Source organism: Streptomyces sp. R-74717, from assembly GCF_047305335.1.
In the GTDB taxonomy this organism is placed as follows: domain Bacteria; phylum Actinomycetota; class Actinomycetes; order Streptomycetales; family Streptomycetaceae; genus Streptomyces; species Streptomyces atratus.
In genome coordinates, this window is the sequence record NZ_CP102361.1 from 528330 (window position 1) to 545677 (window position 17348).

Annotated in this window: 13 protein-coding genes and 1 pseudogene; 5 read left to right on the top strand and 9 right to left on the bottom strand. The window is 69.8% G+C overall.

Annotated elements, in window-relative coordinates; genetic code table 11:
- Positions 1 to 15: 15 nt before the first annotated feature.
- The 5 genes from NRF20_RS02570 (at position 16) to NRF20_RS02590 (ending at position 7224) form a co-directional block, all read left to right on the top strand.
- Positions 16 to 966: an ABC transporter permease gene (locus NRF20_RS02570; protein ID WP_266354649.1), complete on the top strand. Its 951-nt coding sequence runs from the start codon at positions 16 to 18 to the stop codon at positions 964 to 966.
- On the top strand, positions 963 to 1898 hold the full coding sequence (locus NRF20_RS02575) for an ABC transporter permease (RefSeq protein WP_398634388.1): 936 nt from the start codon (positions 963 to 965) through the stop codon (positions 1896 to 1898). The genes NRF20_RS02570 and NRF20_RS02575 overlap by 4 nt, the downstream gene beginning before the upstream one ends.
- A 62-nt stretch (positions 1899 to 1960) precedes the next feature.
- Positions 1961 to 3820, top strand: coding sequence for an ABC transporter substrate-binding protein (locus NRF20_RS02580; protein ID WP_398634389.1), 1860 nt, complete (start codon positions 1961 to 1963; stop codon positions 3818 to 3820).
- Between the two features lie 30 nt (positions 3821 to 3850).
- On the top strand, positions 3851 to 5137 hold the full coding sequence (locus tag NRF20_RS02585; RefSeq protein WP_398634390.1) for an erythromycin esterase family protein: 1287 nt from the start codon (positions 3851 to 3853) through the stop codon (positions 5135 to 5137).
- Positions 5134 to 7224 (top strand): prolyl oligopeptidase family serine peptidase, encoded by a 2091-nt coding sequence (locus tag NRF20_RS02590; protein ID WP_398634391.1) that lies wholly within the window; start codon positions 5134 to 5136, stop codon positions 7222 to 7224. Before NRF20_RS02585 ends, NRF20_RS02590 begins: the two co-directional genes overlap by 4 nt.
- 22 nt (positions 7225 to 7246) lie before the next feature.
- On the opposite strand, the gene NRF20_RS02595 is transcribed toward NRF20_RS02590, so the two are convergent.
- The 9 genes and pseudogenes from NRF20_RS02595 to NRF20_RS02635 form a co-directional block, all read right to left on the bottom strand.
- Positions 7247 to 8917: a PucR family transcriptional regulator gene (locus tag NRF20_RS02595; RefSeq protein WP_398634392.1), complete on the bottom strand. Its 1671-nt coding sequence runs from the start codon at positions 8915 to 8917 to the stop codon at positions 7247 to 7249.
- A 106-nt stretch (positions 8918 to 9023) separates the two neighbouring features.
- Positions 9024 to 10130: an o-succinylbenzoate synthase gene (menC, locus tag NRF20_RS02600; protein WP_398634393.1), complete on the bottom strand. Its 1107-nt coding sequence runs from the start codon at positions 10128 to 10130 to the stop codon at positions 9024 to 9026.
- Positions 10127 to 11083, bottom strand: a complete 957-nt coding sequence (locus NRF20_RS02605; protein ID WP_398634394.1) for a GNAT family N-acetyltransferase — start codon at positions 11081 to 11083, stop codon at positions 10127 to 10129. The genes menC and NRF20_RS02605 overlap by 4 nt, the downstream gene beginning before the upstream one ends.
- A gap of 13 nt (positions 11084 to 11096) precedes the next feature.
- A complete protein-coding gene (locus tag NRF20_RS02610) occupies positions 11097 to 12293 on the bottom strand; it encodes a M20 family metallopeptidase (protein ID WP_398634399.1) in 1197 nt (398 codons plus the stop codon).
- Between the two features lie 603 nt (positions 12294 to 12896).
- Positions 12897 to 13922, bottom strand: a complete 1026-nt coding sequence (locus NRF20_RS02615) for a cytochrome P450 (protein ID WP_398634395.1) — start codon at positions 13920 to 13922, stop codon at positions 12897 to 12899.
- 861 nt (positions 13923 to 14783) lie between these two features.
- Positions 14784 to 15098, bottom strand: a pseudogene (locus NRF20_RS02620) (putative immunity protein); the annotation flags it as partial.
- Positions 15095 to 15628, bottom strand: a complete 534-nt coding sequence (locus NRF20_RS02625; protein WP_398634396.1) for a putative immunity protein — start codon at positions 15626 to 15628, stop codon at positions 15095 to 15097. The pseudogene NRF20_RS02620 and the gene NRF20_RS02625, both read right to left, overlap by 4 nt.
- A gap of 320 nt (positions 15629 to 15948) precedes the next feature.
- Positions 15949 to 16158 carry a DUF6207 family protein gene (locus tag NRF20_RS02630; RefSeq protein WP_398634397.1) on the bottom strand — a complete coding sequence of 70 codons (210 nt, stop codon included), beginning with the start codon at positions 16156 to 16158 and terminating at the stop codon, positions 15949 to 15951.
- A 220-nt stretch (positions 16159 to 16378) separates the two neighbouring features.
- Positions 16379 to 17041, bottom strand: coding sequence for a hypothetical protein (locus NRF20_RS02635; protein WP_398634398.1), 663 nt, complete (start codon positions 17039 to 17041; stop codon positions 16379 to 16381).
- Positions 17042 to 17348: the final 307 nt, after the last annotated feature.

Below are 17348 nucleotides of genomic sequence, written 5' to 3' on the forward strand. Positions count from 1 at the left end.
AGGCGATGGTCACGCATGAGCTGGTACGTGGTCCGACGGCTGGCGATCTCCTTCGTCGTCCTGCTGGGCATCTCCGCGATGGTGTTCTTCCTGCTGCACGTGGTCTCGGACGACCCGGGCCGCGTGGTCCTGGGACAGCGCGCGTCCCCCCAGGCCGTGGCCGACTTCAACCGGGAGCACGGGTTCGACCGGCCGCTCGTCGTGCAGTACCTCAGCTATCTGGGCCAGCTCGCCCACGGTGACCTGGGCAGGTCCTACAAGCTCAACGAGAACGTGGGGGCGGTACTGCAGCAGAACGCCGGCCGCAGCGCGATGCTGTCGCTCGCCGGCCTGGTCCTCGCGCTGCTGATCGCCGTCCCGCTCGGCGTCCTCCAGGCGGTCCGCCGCAACAGTCTCGTCGACCGCGCCGCCACGGCGGCCTCCTACGTGCTCTACGCGACTCCGTCGTTCCTGCTGGGCCTGATCCTGATCGCCGTGTTCAGCCAGTCCCTGCCGTTCTTCCCTGCCGAGGCGTCCCAGTCGCACTCCTCGTGGGTGGTCCTCACCGATCCCCGCGCCATGGCCCTGCCCGTCATCACGCTCGCCATCACCAGCGTCGCGATCTTCTCCCAGTACCAGCGCTCGTCGGCTCTCGACCAGCTCGGCCAGGACTACATCCGGGTCGCCCGGGCCAAAGGGCTCCCGGAGCGGAGCGTCCTGACGCGCCACCTGCTGCGCAATGCCTGTCTGCCGCTGATCACGCTGGTCGGCACGCTCATCCCCAGCCTCCTGGCAGGCAACCTGATCGTCGAGTCGCTCTTCAACTACCCCGGCCTCGGCCTGCTGTTCCTCAACAGCCTGCAGCACGAGGATTACCCGGTGCTCCTCGCCTACACCCTGATCGGCGGCGTCCTCACCGTGGCCGGCAACTTCGTCGCCGACATCGCGGTCGCCGCCGCCGACAGCCGAATCGAGTTGAACAAATGACCTCACGACAGACGGACACGGCGGGGGCCCTGGAGGCGGGCGCCACGGCGCCGTCAGCAGCCGACCCGGTCGAACCGACCGACGTGCGCGAGCGGTTCACTCCGAAACCGGTGCTGCGCGCACTGCGGCACCACCCGCTGGGCCTCGCCGGCGGGCTGCTTCTGATACTCGTCGTCGGGTTCTGTTTCCTCGGCCCCCTGCTCTACCAGACCAACCAGACCGACGTGGATCTGGTGAACGCGGCTCTGCCGCCCAGCACCGAGCATCCGCTCGGGACGGACCTCAACGGGTTCGACGTACTCGGCCGCCTCATGGCGGGCGGCAGGGTGTCCTTGCAGATCGGGCTGCTCGCCGCGCTGTTCGCCACCACGATCGGTACGGTCTACGGCGCCGTCGCCGGACTCGCCGGCGGGATCGTCGACGGGTTCCTGATGCGGGTGGTCGACACCCTGCTGTCGGTCCCCTTCCTCTTCTTCGTCCTGATCCTCTCGGTGCGCTTCCACGCGAACGCCGTGTCGCTGAGCCTGGTCATCGGCGGGTTCTCCTGGCTGGTCTCCGCCCGGCTCGTCCGCGGCGAGGTCCTGACCCTGCGGGTACGGGAGTTCGTGCTGGCGGCCCGGGTGATGGGGGCCTCCCGCCCACGGCTCATCCTCACCCACCTGATTCCGAACGCGCTCAGCGTGATCATCGTCGTCATCACCTTCCAGGTAGCCGACGCGATCCTCGTCGTCGCCGCTCTGGGCTTCCTGGGCTTCGGCCTGACATACCCGACCGCGGACTGGGGCAGCCAGCTTGCCAACGGCGCGACGTTCATCTCCGCCGACTACTGGTGGCTGGTGTATCCCGTCGGCATCTGCGTCATCGTCACGGTGCTGGGGCTCAACCTGCTGGCGGACGCGTTCCGCGACGCGGTCGGTCACCGGGCCGGCTGAGGCCGCTCGCCACGACCGTCACCTCTTCACCCTCTTCCACCACACCTCGCAGGGAGCCATCCATGACACATGTGCCCGGCAAGGCGCGAGGACGCCGCTTCGCGGTGCTCGCCGCCGTGCTCGCCGTACTGGCCACGGCGTGCACCGGCGGCGACCTGGCCAAGGATCTGCAGGGCGGTTACAAGACCCTGCCGAAGGAGTCCGGGAAGCCCAAGGACGGCGGCACGGCCACGGTCGCGCTGACTCCAGGGCTCAGCCCCAACTACATCTATCCGTATCCGCCGGCGTCCGCCAACGGCACCGTCATCGCCCGGGGGCTCCTGTGGCGCTCCCTCTACCGCCCCAGTGGTGAGGGCGACCAGATCGCGGACGCCGCACTGAGCCTGGCCGAGGCGCCCCGCTACAGCACCGACCGCAAGACCGTGAGCATCAAGATGAAGCACTACTCATGGTCCAACGGCAGGCCGGTCACCGCCGACGACGTCGTCTTCTCCCTGGCCCTGCTGAAGGCCGCGCTCAAGGAGAGCCCGGCCAACTGGAGCTTCTACACCCCGGGGCAGTTTCCCGACGGCATCACCGCGAAGGCCACCGCGTCGGACGAGCTCACCCTCAGGTCCACGACCGCGTACAACCCGTCCTACCTGATGTCGATGCTGACCCTGCTGTACGTGATGCCCTCCAAGGAGTGGAACATCGCCCGCACCTCGGGGCCGCACCTGGACTACACGCGGCCGAAGAACGCCAAGGCCATCTACACCTACCTCACCAAGCAGTCGGAGTCCCAGGCCACATTCGCCGACAACCCGCTCTGGCAGGTGGTCAACGGCCCGTACCGTCTCAAGAGCTTCGACCCCACGACCGGCTCGTTCTCCCTGGTCCCCAACACGTCCTACAGCGGCCCGGGCGGCTCACGGCTCGACCGGGTCGACTTCAAGTCGTTCACCTCCGCCCCGGCGGTCCTCAACCAGTTCAAGGCCGGCAACCTGACCGTCGGAACGCTGGACTCCAGCTTCATCATGCAGATCGGCGCGCTGAAGAAGAAGGGCTACCACGTCTACGGCGCCCCGGCGCCCGCCCGGTTCGACCCGCTGGTCCTGAACTTCGAAAACACCACCCACCACTTCGACAAGGTGATCGCGCAGCCGTACATCCGCCAGGCCCTGCAACACCTGATCGACCAGCAGGGCTACATCAGAAGCCGGGGCGTGTACAACGGTGCCGCCTCCCCCAACTACACCACCGCGGGCAGCGACTCCCCATACCCGCCCGCGTTCGGTGACAAGGCGCCCTACCCGTACGACCCGGCCGCCGCCAAGAACCTGCTCACCGACCACGGCTGGAAGGTCGAGCCGGGCGGCGCCACCACCTGCCGACACTCGGGCACCGAGGCCGGCGAGTGCGGAGCGGGCATCCCGCGCGGGCAGACGATCGACTTCTCCCTCGCCTCCGCGAACACCCCGGCGTACGTCGGCGCCCGGGGCACCGCCTTCGCATCGGAGGCCAAGAAGCTGGGCCTCAAGGTCACGCTCGTGAGCAAGTCGCTCAACTACCTGTACACCAACTACGGCAACTCCTTCGCGCCCGCCAACAAGAACAAGTGGGCGGCACAGGACTACGGACCGCTGTACCTGGCGGCCGGATACCCGAGCAGCAACACCGTGTTCAACACGGGAGGCAGCTTCAATCTCGGCGGGTACCGCGACGCCGAGGCGGACAAGCTGATCGACGCGTCGACGTTCGGAGCGGATTCCAAGGCCCTGTCGGCCGAGGTGACCCACCTCGGCAAGGACCTGCCGGTGCTCTACTTCCCGACTCCGCACACCCTTGTCGTGTGGAAGAACAGCCTCTCCGGGCCGCCGTCGTCGTTCAGCTCACTGCTCAGCTTCCTGTATACGCCGGAACTCTGGTACTTCCACAACTGAATGCCGCGCGCGGGAAGGTGGTGAGCCGTCATGGATGCGTTCCACGACACGTCTGCGGACATGGCTGCGCTGCGTCAACTGATCGGCGGAGCACGGGTGGTGGCGCTCGGTGAGGGCGCGCACAACATCACGGAGTTCTACGGGCTCAGGGACCTGCTGTTCCGGTTCCTGGTCCGGGAGTGCGGGTTCACCGGGCTGGTCCTGGAGTCCGGATTCGCCGAGGGGCTGGCCGTCGACGAGTGGATCGACGGCGGGCCGGGACGGGTCGAGACCGTCGCCCGGGACGGCATCACCTACCGCTTCGGCGAGTGCGAGCCGATGCGGAGGCAACTGCGCTGGATGCGTCGGCGCAACTCCGGCGGGTCGGCGAAGGTCGCCTTCTACGGAATGGACCTGCCCGGCTCGTCCACCTCCCCCGGCCCGGCGGTCCGTGCCTGCCTCGACCGGCTGCCCGCACGTCCGGGCGACGAGGAGTTGCGGCGGCTGAGCGATCTGGGCGACCGGTCGCAGGCGGCGGTCCGTTACGCGGCGATGTCCTCCTCGGACCGTGCCCGGCTGCTCGACGGCCTTCGCGGACTGGACGAGCGCGCACTCCGTTACCGCCGGCACAGCGGCCCGGACGACGAGGACGCCGAGATCGCCCTGTGGTGCGCGGCCTCGCTCGAAGCCTTCGTCGCCGAGGCCGACGAGGACGGGACCTCCTCGGAGGGCCCCTATCCGCGGGAGGCGTTCATGGCGCGCAGCGTGGAGTGGATCCTGCGCCGGGAGCGGCGCGTCGTGGTGAGCGCCCACAACGCACACGTCCGCCGTACACCGCTGCACGGTCGGCCGACCCTGGGCGGTCTGCTCTCCTCCGAGCTGGGAGCGGACCTCGTCGTCATCGGGATGACGTACGGCTCCGGGCCCGAAGTCACCTTCACCCAGCGGTCGTCGCGTCCGTTCGACTGCGACGTCACGCTCGGGGCGCGAACCCTGACGCCGGAGTCCGTCGAATCGCGGCTCGACCGTCTCGGCCCGGAGGTGACTCTCCTCGATCCGCGCCGCGCGCCCGCCGGGTTCTTCGACGGCGTCGAGGGGACGCTCGCCGGTGGGGAGCTCGACCCCGTCGACGACTTCCCGGCTGCCTATGACGCACTGCTCCACGTCCGGCAGGTGAACCGGATCCCCGGGGCGTTCGAGCGGCTGCGTGCCGAGTTCGTCGCGGCCGCGCGAGCGGGCTTCGAGGCGGCCCCGGACGCAGATGCACCAGCAGATCAGTCCATGCGTCCCGGAGACCTCGACGGTCTCCGGGACACCGAGGAGTCGGAGTCACAGTGAACAGCAGCCCTCCGCCGTATCCGCCCGCGCGGACCGTCGACGCCTTCGAGGACGTCGCGGGCGTCCGGGTGCCGGACCCGTACCGGTGGCTGGAGCCGGAGACCGACGAGGTACAGCGGTGGCAGCGCCGACAGGCCGAACTCGCCACTTCGATCGCCTACGACGGGCAGGACCCTGCGGCCGTACGGAAGCTGATCGAGACCTACGATGCCGGGTCCCGCCCGGCACTGCCGAGGTACACGGCGGGCCGCTGGTTCCGCGCCGTGAACGCACCCGGTGCGGCGGCGCCCAGCGTGGTCGTCGCCGACCGGCCGTTCGGCGCGGGCCGACCGGTGGTCGACCTGACCGCGTTCGGCGACGGGCAGAACCCCGCGTTCCTGTCGTGGCTCGCGCCGTCGCCGAACGGTCGCGTCCTGGCCCTGGGCGTCTGCACCGACGGCAGCGAGCACAACACGGTCCGGCTCATCGACGTGGACTCGGGGCGCGTACTGGACGGCGCGCCGCGGCAGGTCCTGCACAGCGCGTGGGCCGGTGGCGTGTCGTGGCTGCCCGACAGCAGCGGCTTCTTCTTCCTCGCCCTGACCGGTTCGCCGCATGAGTTCCGGCAGGCCGTGTACCGCCACCGGATCGCCACGCGGGACAGCGCGGGCAGCACCGTGGTGGAACCGATCCCGGTCGGTGAGGGCTCCCAGGAGTACACACTCGTGCAGTTCTCGGCCGACGGCCGCTGGGTCGTCGCAAGTCACCGGGTGGGCAGTCCTGTTCCGGTCGCCGTACGCGATCTGTCCCGGCCCGCCACCCCCTGGCGTCCCTTCGTCACCGACTGCGCCGGGACCGTCGCCGGACACATCGTCGGCGACCGCTACATCGCGGTGACCGATGTAGCGGCACCACGCGGGCGCGTGGTTGCGCTCCCCCTGGACGCCGCCGACCCCAACGACCCTGCCTCGTGGACGGAGTTGGTGCCGGAGGGCGAGACGGTGCTGCGGTCCTTGTCTCCGGTCGGTGACCATCTGTACCTCAGTGAGTTCGACCAGACGTGCGCCCGGGTACGGATCCTCGACCGCTCCGGCGCCGTCACCGGGGAGGTTCCGCTGCCCGGGCAGGGGGCGCTCTCCGCACCGTTCTTCGCCCTGACCGGCCTGGCCGTGGGCTCTCCCCCGGACGACTTCGTCTTCGCCTTCTCCACCCCGACCAGCTCCTGGGGCGTCTATCGGCACCGTCCGGGAGAGGCGGACATCGAGACGCTGTCGGCCCCGGCGGTCACCCTCGACGCCGACGTGACGTTCGAGCGGGCCGTCGCACTCGACGGCGTGGAGATCCCTTACCACGTGGTGCGACCGGCGGGCAGCGACCCGACGCAGCCCGCGCCCACGCTGATCTCCGCGTACGGAGCGGCGAACGTGCCTCTGCTGCCGCAGTACCAGCCCGAGATGGCCGCCTTCGTCGCGGCCGGCGGCGTGCTCGTACAGGCGCATCTGCGCGGGGGCGGCGAGTTCGGCCGCGACTGGTACCTGGCCGCGCACCGGGAACGCAAGCACGTGCGCGACCGCGACCTCATCGCCGTTGCCGAGCACCTCATCGCCACAGGGCTCACCACACCCGAGCGGCTCGCGCTGACCGGTGGCTCCGACGGCGGTCTCATGTGCGGGGTCGCCCTCACGACGCGCCCCGAGCTGTGGTGTGCCGTGCTGCCGATGGCGCCGCTCCTCGACCTCATCGGGGGCACCCGCGACCCTTATCTGGACTTCGTCATCCGCAAGGCGTGGGCGGATCCGGACGATCCTGCGGAAGTACGGCGGCTGCTGCGGCTCTCGCCCTACCAGTTGGTCGGGCCCGGCGTCTTCCCGGCGATCTATCTTCAGGCCGGGGCGACCGATCCGCGGTGTCCTCCCTGGCATGCGCGCAAGTTCGCCGCCCGCCTGCAGGCGGCACAGGAAGGGGACGCGCCGATCCTCCTGCACGTCTTCGACAACGCCGGGCACGGCGCGGCGACGTCGTACGAGGTCGCGACCGCACAGGACGCCGAGTGGCTGGCCTTTCTGATCAGGACACTCGGTCTGGGCCGTCAGGAAGCTTCCGGATGAGCGGGCGGGACGGCCTGTCCGATCATCCGCCGTCCGGGGCGGACCTGAGCGACATCAGGTGCAGCTGCAGCATGGCCGAGAGACGTGCGGACGGATCATTGAGGTCGATCCTGCCGACCTCCGCCGCGCGCCGAAGCCGGTAGCGGAACGTGTTGGGGTGCACGAACATCGAGGCGGCTGCCGTGGCGACATCGCCGAAGGCGTCGAGCCAACTCCGCAGCGTATCGGCCAGGTCGGTTGCATGGATCTCGTCGTAGGCGATGACGCGCGCGACGACGCCGCTGGGCAGGTCCCCGCGCGGGACGAGGTCGGCGAGCTCCAGCAGCAGTGCCTCGACGTGGACGTCGTCCAGGCGGGCGACCGGCTGCCCGGCGGTTCCCGACCGCAGGACGCGCGACGCCCGTTCGGCTCCGGTACGCGACCGGGCCAGCGCCGCGCTGTCCTCGGCGTATGGCCCTACGCCGATCACGGGGCGCAGCCGGGAGCCCACGCGGGCCAGGAACTCGGTGGCGATGCGGGCCGCCCGTTCCTCGGCATCGTGCCGGTTCTGCGGAAGAAGGGGCAGGATGCCGTACGCGATGTCGCCGATCAGCGCCGCGGTGGCGCGCGGGTGCACCGCGGCCAGATGCATGGCGAACGCGTCAGTGAGGCGTTTGCGTTCGGTGGCGGTACGGGCGGGCAGCCGGTGTTCATTCGCCGCGTCGACGACGGTGAGTGCGAGAACGACGGCGGGCTCGTCCTTCAGGCCGAGGCGGCGGATCGCCTCGGGTGATCCAGGGCCGCTCTCCAGTGCGGTGGCCAGCAGCTCCGCGCGCTGCCGCCTTTCCATGTCCGCGTCCGCGCGCTGCCACACCATGTGCATCGCGACCAGCTTGGACGCCTCGTAGAGCACTTCGCTGCGGTCCTCGCTCAGCGGCTCGGCGACAACCACCCAGATCGCGCCGAGGATCTCGTCCCCGGCGCGCACGGCGATCGCCGCGCGCGGCAGTTCGGGCGGCTGTGTCGTGTCGCCCGACTCGGGGAGAGACGCGACGAAGACGGGGCGGTCGCTGCGGTAGATCGCCTGGAACACCCCGCGTTCCTCAAGGATGCGCGTGTAGTGCTCGGGGACCTGCCGGCCAAGGATCGTCTGGACCCGCGAGGGGTCGATGTCCTCCTGCCGGCTGGAGAAAGCCAGCAGGCGCGAGTTGCGGTCCTCGATGGTGACGGGCGCATCCAGCAGCGCGGCAATCGCGTTGGCGACCGCGAAGAGGTCGCCGGACTCGATCCGGTCGGCCGTGTGACCACCCATGTCATGCCGGTTGCTGTCGGTCGTCAGCGTCCGGAGCATCCCCGCCAGGTGCGTCCAGGAGGCGCCGCGGGCGAAGGAGAGCACGGCCACGCCCGACGCCTCGGCCGCATCGATCAGCGCCTCGTCGGCGGTGACAGGCGCGCGGACCACCAGGGCGGCGGCGCCGCGCTGCCCCAGGCGGGTGACGACTCGGGCGATGTCGGAGAGGTCGTGCAGGGCTACGCCCAGTACCAGTGCGCTGTCCGGGAGTTCCGGCTCGTCGAGTGGGTCGTGGATGACGACGCCGCCGATGCCGTCGGCGCGTTCTACGTCACCGCAGACCACGTCGAGCAGGGTGGAACCGAGTTCCTCCAGGACACGCGCGAGGCTTGCTCGCGGAAGGCTGGTCACGGGAATGAGCACGGGGCCGAAACTAGCCCGGCCCACCGGCATCGGAGTTGGTCGCGCATGACGTAATGATGCCAGCCCGTTCGTCCACACGGACGAACGGACCGGCGCGGTGAGGGCCTCAGGGGACGGGCACCCAGGTCGTCGAGTCCGTCACCTCGTCCAGAATCTCCGGGACGGGGGTGACGCCGAGGCCCGGCCCGGTCGGCACGGCGAGGTGTCCGTCCACGAGGTGGAACGGTGCGGTGATGTCGGTCCGGTAGTAGCGGTCGGAGGCCGAGGTGTCGCCGGGCAGCACGAACCCGGGCAGTGCGGCAAGCGCCACGTTGGCGGCGCGGCCCAGTCCCGTCTCGAGCATGCCGCCGCACCAGACGGGGACGCCGTGCGCCGCGCAGACGTCGTGGATCCGCCGCGCCTCCAGATAGCCGCCGACGCGGCCCGGCTTGATGTTGACCACGTGGCAGGCGCCGAGCGCGAGAGCGTCGGCGGCGGCGCGGGCGGAGACGATCGACTCGTCGAGGCAGATCGGGGTGGTGATGCGCTTCGCGAGTTCCGCGTGGCCGAGGAGGTCGTCCTCCGCGAGAGGCTGCTCCAGCATCAGGAGGGCGAACGGGTCGAGCCGGGCCAGATGGCGGGCGTCGCCGCGGCGATAGGCGGCGTTGGCGTCCACCTGCAGCGGGACGTCGCCGAACCGTTCGCGGACGGCGCGCACCGGCTCGATGTCCCAGCCGGGTTCGATCTTCAGCTTGATCCGCAGATAGCCGGCGTCCAGATATCCGGCGACGGCGTCGAGGAGCGCGGGGATCGACTCCGTGATCCCCACCGACACCCCGCACGGCACTCTGTCGCGGACCGCGCCGAGGGCGTGTGCGAGGGGCACTCCCCGGGCCCGGAGGTCCGCGTCCAGCACCGCCGTCTCCAGGGCGGCCTTGGCCATGCGGTGCCCCTTGAACACGGCCAGAGCCGGGGCGACCTGGTGGGCGTCGAGGTCGGCCACCCCGGCGAGCGCCGGGACCAGGAAGCGGCTGAGAACGTCCGCGGCGGCGTGCGTGTACTGCGACGAGTACTGAGGAGCGGTGCCCGCGCCGCACTCGCCCCAGCCCTCGGCCTCGTCGGTGACGACGCGCACCAGGAGGGCCTCCCGCACGGTCTCGGTGCCGAACGAGGTGCGGAACGGGGATACGAGGGGTGCCTTGATGGTGCGCAGTTCGACTCCGGTGACCTTCACGCTGTCTCCTGTGGCGCTTCGTTGTGGTGTGTTCCGTGCTGGCGCGTACCGTCGGCGACCTGCGTCGGGCTTCCGCGGTCCACGACGTACCAGCCCGCCGGGTCGAAGCCGCGCACCCGCGCGCCGTCGGCGAGCAGTCCGCCCAGCACGCCCCGTACCGCCGTGCGCCAGCTCACGGCGCACGCCGGGTCGCTCTCGCGCAGTGCCTCGATGTCTTCGGGTACGGCCACCAGTACGGTGCGTGCGTTGCCGCCGGTGCGCCCCACCGACGGCGCGCCCGTGGCGGAGACTCCGAGGGCGACGGTCGCTCCGCGCGACCGGGCGACTTCCGCGTCGGCCGGTCTGGGCCGCCCGGCGCAGACCGACTCGGCGTCCGGGGACGCCAGACGCCACCGCACCAGAATCCGGTCGCTGTCGTCGCTGCGGTTGATCCCGTCGTCGATGGGGCCGTAGAAGTCCGGCAGGTACTCGGCAGGCTCGGCAGCGAGTTTGACGATGTTGAAGTACGCGTTGCGGCGCACCAAGGGGTCGTACGTCCAGCAGATCTCGCCCACACCCCGCGCCAGCGTCCAGGCCCGCTGGTGCAGTTTCAGGGCGAAGCCGACGTTGCGCCGCCGCACGTGGGGCAGCACCCCTGCGATGTGGCTGTGCATGGCCGCGCGCGCCGGCGGGGAGAAGAACCCGAAGCAGGAGCCGACCAGTTCGTCCCCCACGAAGGCGCCACTGACGTAACTGCCCGCCTTCGCCAGCGCACGCAGCAGGTCGGCGGTCACCACCGGACTGTTCTCGCCGGTGCGCCAGATCTGCTCGTACAGGCGCCGAGCGGCCTCAAGCTCACTGACACTGTCCAGGGAACGGATGTCGATGCCCGCAACGCGCGCGGCGGTCTCAGCCGCGGCGTACGCCGCGTCGACGGGCGGGGATTCGGTGCGGTCGCGCAGGAGATCGGTCACGCGGGTCATGGTTTCAACCCCGATCTTCGCGCAGCTGGTTCGAGGGCACAGGATGCGGGCTCCCGCTTCGTCCGGGCGGACAGCCGTCCTGCGGTGCCAGGAGGTCGGCCACCAACGCGGTGAGCAGTCTGGTCCGCCGCGGCAGCTCCGCGACGAGCAGATGTTCGTCGTCGGCATGCGCGCCGCCGCCTACCGCTCCCAGGCCGTCGAGGGTGGGGGTGCCGACTCCCGCGGCGAGATTTCCGTCGGAGGCGCCGCCGACGGCCACCTGCGTGAGCGGGCCGAGCCCGAGGTCCGTCGCGAGCCGGCACGCCCGCGCAAAAAGATCCTTCGATGCGGTGGCCTGCAAGGGCGGCCGGTTCGCACCACCTGTGACCTCCACGGCTGCGCCGGCCGGCCGGGCCCGCAGGTCGCGCATCGCTCGGTCCACACGGTGCTGCTCTGCCGCGTCCCGTACGCGGACGTCGACGTCGAAGCGTGCCGAGGCGGGGACGGTGTTGCTCGTGGTGCCCGCCTCCAGGCGGGTCGGCGTGACAGTCGTACCGTGTGCCGCATCGCCCAGTGCGGCCACGGCCAGGATCTGGTGGGCGGCCTCGATCGTCGCGTTCACGCCACGCTCCGGCTCAAGGCCGGAGTGGGCGGCACGTCCTCGAACCAGCACCTCGTAGCGCGACACCCCTTTGCGTTCCGTCTTCAGGGCCCCACCCGGTCCGGCGGCCTCCAGTACGAGGGCGGCAGCGTGGGAGCGGGCCTCGCCCTCGATGAGCTCCCGGGACGAGGGCGAACCCGGCTCCTCGTCACCGGTGATGAGGAGGGTCACACCGTCCAGCGGATGCGCGGCCCCGGGTCCGGACACACTCGTCCGTGCCCCCGTGCCGATCAGGTCCGCCAAGGCGTGGAACGCCATCACCAGGCCGGCCTTCATGTCGAAGCAACCGGGGCCGCGCAGCACTCCGTCGCGAACCTCGAACGGATGGCTCTTCAACGACCCGACCGGCCACACCGTGTCGTGATGCCCGATGAGCAGCACGCGCGGGGTCCGGCCGAAGCGCCACCGCACATGCGTGCATCCGTCGATGACTACCCGCTCCGCCTCGGCCCCGAGGTGACCGGCGCCGATCCGGGCCACCAACTCGGCGCTGCGGGCGACTGCGGCCAGGTCGTCCGAGGGGGACTCGCAGCGCACCAGCCGCTCGATGTCTGCGATCATCGCGGTCGCACGCTCTCGTTCCCGGCTCTCCGGCCGGGCACCGTCCTCCTGCCCAGTGGTTCGATTCACCACGGCGCGGTGTTCTGTCACGGCGGACACCTCCAGTCGACGCATCTGCCCAGCATCATGAACTGCGCCGCGGTGGGATCTGTCCGGTCGGCCAATATCGATGTGCTCGATTGGGGTGGGGCGATGAACCGGGCCTCCAGTGCAGTGACCCGCCTCAGGCCGTACCGCCCATTGCCGCGGGGACGGCAAACCATCTGACCCGCGATCCAAATATCCTGACGACTCATCAGAACGAGCGTCAAGATGCCTCGGAGAGCGTCATTTCAGCGCCAAGATATCGCCCGTAACGCCTACAGCGCACATACCGCACACCACCTGAACCTTCAGGTCAGACGGCCTTTGCGACCGGTTCAAGGATCGCCACGCACTCCACAGCTTTGATCGCTTCGCTGTATGCCCGTACCGGATCAGGCTGCAATCCATACGCGGCCTGCCATGCGGCTGTCAGGTGATCGGCGGCGGAGCCAGCGGAGGTGAGGGAAGCCGCGTCGGTTCGCGGGTGGAGGCGGCCTGTCACTGAAAGCAGGACTGCCCTCAGCTGCGCAAGGTGGCACGCAGGCGCAGGCCGACAGTTGCGAGACCTTCGAAGGTGGTGACCTGGTAGCTGGGTTCCGGTCCGGGCGGCTCGCTCAAGTGATAGCGGCGGGCGGTCTGCGCAGTCAGGAGCGTCAGCATCACCATGGCCAGAGCGGCTCCCTCGCAGCCATGCGGCCCGGTACCGAAGGAGAGGAAGACCCCGGGTTTCGCCGGCGAGCCCGAATCATCGAGCCAGCGCTCGGGCCGGAACTGGTCCGGCTCGGAGTGTTCCCGTGCGTCGCGGTGGGCGGTGTAGGGGCAGACGAGAACGGTGGACCCGGCGTCGATGGTGTAGTCGGCGAGCTGAGTCTGTCGCGTGGCGCGCCGGGTCAGTAGCCAGCTCGGGGGGTGCAGGCGGAGCACCTCGCGTACCAGTGCCTGGGTGTATTGCAGGCTGTCGAGGTGGGTGCTGGTCGTCGCGGCCGGGTCCGCCGGCAGCAAGACGGATTCGGCCGCGACGCGGCCCGCTGCCTGGGGGTACCGGGCCAGGTGGAGCAGGATCCATCCGGCTGCCCGGGAAGGTGTCTCGAAGGTGGCGAGGGTGATTCCGGGGAGAGGGTCGAGGATGGCCTCTTCCGGCAGTAGGCCATAGCGGGAGGAGGGCCGGAGTATCTGTCCCAGCACGTCGTCACCGAGCCGGCCCGATGAACGGCGTCGGCGGACGATGGGCCGCAAAGCGTTGATGAAGGCGAGTTGCTGCCTTGTGCGGAACCGCCGTGCCGGTGTGGGAACCCAGCGCGGCCATACCCAGCGCGAGGGGCGTACGAGCACCTCCCGGGCCAGGAAGAGCTGTGAGGCAAAGGGCAGCAGGGTGGGAGCATCTTCGGAGAAGAGGTAGCGCACGCCGATCTCTGCCAGGGCATGCCGGACCGGGGGCAGAATCTCGACGTCCTGGCCCGTGGGCCACTGGTCAGCAAATTGAGCGGTCCCGGGCGCTATCTCACCGATCCGGGCTGCAACCGCCTGCGGGCGTAGTCCGCGCATGCGGGCAGCGTGAGCGTGCGCACGCTCCTCAGGCGTCGGTGCTCCGCTCGACCGCTTCAACGGCGGGAAGAGAGGCGAGGGTGGCTTGGGGAAGTCCTGCGCGCGGCGCAGGACTGCTTCACACGGCCCGGCCGTAGCGGCTACGTAGACACCCGGCTCCAGTTGCCAGACGTCCCCGCACTCGGCAGCGCCACGGCGCGCCAGTGCCAGCCGGTCGCGGCTCCAGGCCGCGAAGCTGCCTTCGGGCAACCGCGGCGGCTCATTCATTCGGCCCATGGGATCGCCCCTGACTCTCGTACCTGTCCAGGCCGAAATCGTCGGCAGCGTGGCTAGGAGCCGGCGGGCGCCCGAGGGCTCCCGCCGGCAGTGCGGTCAGACCCGGTCGTCGCAGCCCTACGCACCCCAGTCGTGTTCTCCGTACGCACCGTAGTGGCGGGTGAAGGACAGCTTGCCGAGCAGCTTGGCGATCATGATGCGCTCCTCTCGCCTGTCTGAGCCCTCCCAGCAGGGGGTTCAGCTAAGAAGTTCTCGCCAGCACCAACTACCATGCATCCCATATTTCCACTCATGCCACATATGTCACATTCAGAGCAACAGTCGCACGCGTGGATATGAGGCGCGTGCTTGCGGGCTGGGGCCGCAGCCAGCCATCGTCGCCCCGGTGCTGGAGGTCAGTGCCGTCCCCGGCCGCGAGGTGCGGCGGCGCCGGTCACCTCAAGGCCGGGGGCACCAAGCATCGCGAGGCTGGTCCAGGAGGGGCGAGTGCCCTCGGCGGCCAGGGGGCAACGATGCCGAAGCTTCGATGGCGTTGGGCAGGCCGAAGCCGACGATATGCAGACGGCCAGCGAGATCTCGCCCTTGTGCGACGGCCCCGGCCTGGCCGGCGGCGTACGCGGCATGCCGTGCTGCCCCACGCAGGTCTCTGGCTGCCCCCATCGCATGCCCGCCCGCCGCGCGGGCCTGCATCATCTTGACCTCGCCACGTACCCAGGCCCGGGCATGCTCGATCGCCTGGCGCGGTCGCGGGTCCCCAGGCTGGGCCGACTCGAAGAGGCCAAGGACGTGCTCTGCGCAGGCGGCAGCCCATAGAGCGAGGAGACGGTGATCCGCATCAGTGAGAGTCCCACCACGGCGGATCCTCACGAAGCGAGGGTCGCGGACCATCGGGAGAATCATGAAGTGCACTCCCTCCTGCGCACATCGGTGCCACTCGCGGCGGTGTGCCCTGGCGGCCGGTCAGCCGCCTGGCGCAGGGATTGATCCAGAGTGCTCATCAGCCGGGCGACACGACTGCTGTCGCTTGTCGTGGGCGGGTAGCGGCAGAGCACATCGATGAGCACCGGTGTCGCACGCTGCCGCGACCGTTCCAGCAGGGCATCCCCGATCGCGGGATCACCGCCCGCCTCCACCTCCCCGATACGCGCAGCGCTCGCGCAGGCCCGCAGGATGTGGCCGACCTGGCCGGCCTGGGCGATGGGGTGCAAGTATGCGGCCGATGCGGCGTCGCCGGTGGATCGCGCGGCCAGTCGTGCGGCTTCGGAGGGCGCGGACCGGGCGGCTCGGTGAGCGTCGAGGGAAGTGACGCGCTGCAATTTCGTCCTGTTGGCACCGTTGATGAACGTCCAGGCCGCGTCAATCGTCGCACGGGGGTGCGGATCGTCGGGAACAGCCTGCTCAAACACCGACAGGACGTCCTCTGCGTGCAACTACGAGGCCGCCGGCATCATCCCGCCGGCCCCCACCGCAGCCGGACGGGGTACCGGGACTGCACCGCCACTCATGCCGCCGGCCTCGCGGCCTACCTGGCGCTCGTCCCTGCCTTCGGCTACTCGACCAGCCGACGCATCATGCATGCCGTCACCGGCGGCCAGCTCGACGAAGCACTAACGCAGACAGACTGTCCTCCTGCTCGGCGGTGACGGAGCGAGCAGGAGAGCGGAGCTGCGCCCGCTCCCACCTCACCCGCCACGCGCCCGGCGGCTGACTGGCCCGGGCTCCGGCTTGGTGCCTGGTGAAGGTGGTCGGTTTACTCGGCAGGGAGCCGCCGGGTGTCCGCGTACATGCGTGCTTTGGCTCCTGGTTCACCGGGCACTTTCCGTACGGGCCCGATCCCTGATGTGGCCCACTGCTGTTCGAGTGCGGTCATGACCGCCTGGGCGGTTGCTTCGTCGGCTGCGGCGATGTCGAGGACGACAAGCCCGGGCTCGCTGAGGTGCTGCGCGTGGATCGGTTCCATGCCCGTACGGCTGTACACCGCCCTCGTCGACGCCTCCACGCACCTCCGCGGTCCCGAGCTGGATGTTCCGAGAAGGGATATCCTCGGGCCGGGGCCAGACGAGAATCCCGGCCCGATTACGGCGGGCCGGGATTCTGTGTTGTGCGCCTGGCCGGAGGGCCCCCGGCCCGATTACGGCGGGCCGGAGTTCTCCAGCATGCGCATCAGGCGGTCGCTGGTTTTAGTAATCGCCGAATTCGCCGCCCTCGCCCTTCTCGTTGTGGTGGCGCTTGATGACGCGGAAGCTGGCGATGACTCCGTTCTTGACCTTCACGCCGCCATTCATCTCCTCGTCGTGCTTCTTCTCGTGGTGCTTCTTCTCGTGGTGCTCGCCGTTCTCGCAGTTCTCGTCCTCGTCCTCGCCCTTGCCCTCGCCCTTGCCCGGGCAGACGCCGCTGGCAGAGCTGTGCGGGCCGACGGTGGCGATGGGGGCGCCGTTGTCGCACACGGCTCCGCGGAAGACCTCGACCTCGTTGCGGCTGTCGTTGCGGATGTTGAAGCTCTTGGCGCCCAGGCCGCTGACGACGGTGATGCAGCCGTCCGGGCGGCCGGAGAATTCGCGCTCGTTGATGTGGATCCTGCCCTCTTCGTGATGGCGCCTGCCCTCGCGCTCGTTGCCCTCGCGCTCGTTGCCTTCGTTGCCCCGGCGCTCGTTGCCTTCGTTGCCCTTGCCCGTGTTGCCGCCCTCCCCGCCCATGGGGGCCTGGGCGAGGACGGCGGCCGGGGCCACCTGAGCCTGGGCCCGGGGGGCGGGGACGGCGGAGGCGTAGGTGATGCCGGTCGCGGTCAGTGCCGCGGCGGCCGCGACGGCCGTGGCGATCGCGTGGGAACGGGTCATGATCATGTCGCTTGTTCTCCTTCTCGGACTCAGAGACAGTCCCGCTGTGACAGCCGGTGAGACAGTCCCGCTGTGACAGCCGGTGCGTGATTGAACGTACTAACACCCCCTATTCCTGTCATATCGAGCAACTCGGGACCCTCGGCTTCGTGGGGCCGATCGGGTATACAGAGCCCCTTTATGCCGCTCCGAAGCAGAGCTGACTAACCGTCAAAGTCGCCTCGAACGTGGGAGATTGAAAGACTATTAGCCCTTGCAGGTGATCTTCTGACGTCTACTCACCCGCTGTGGCGGTGGGTCGCCGGGAAGTGTC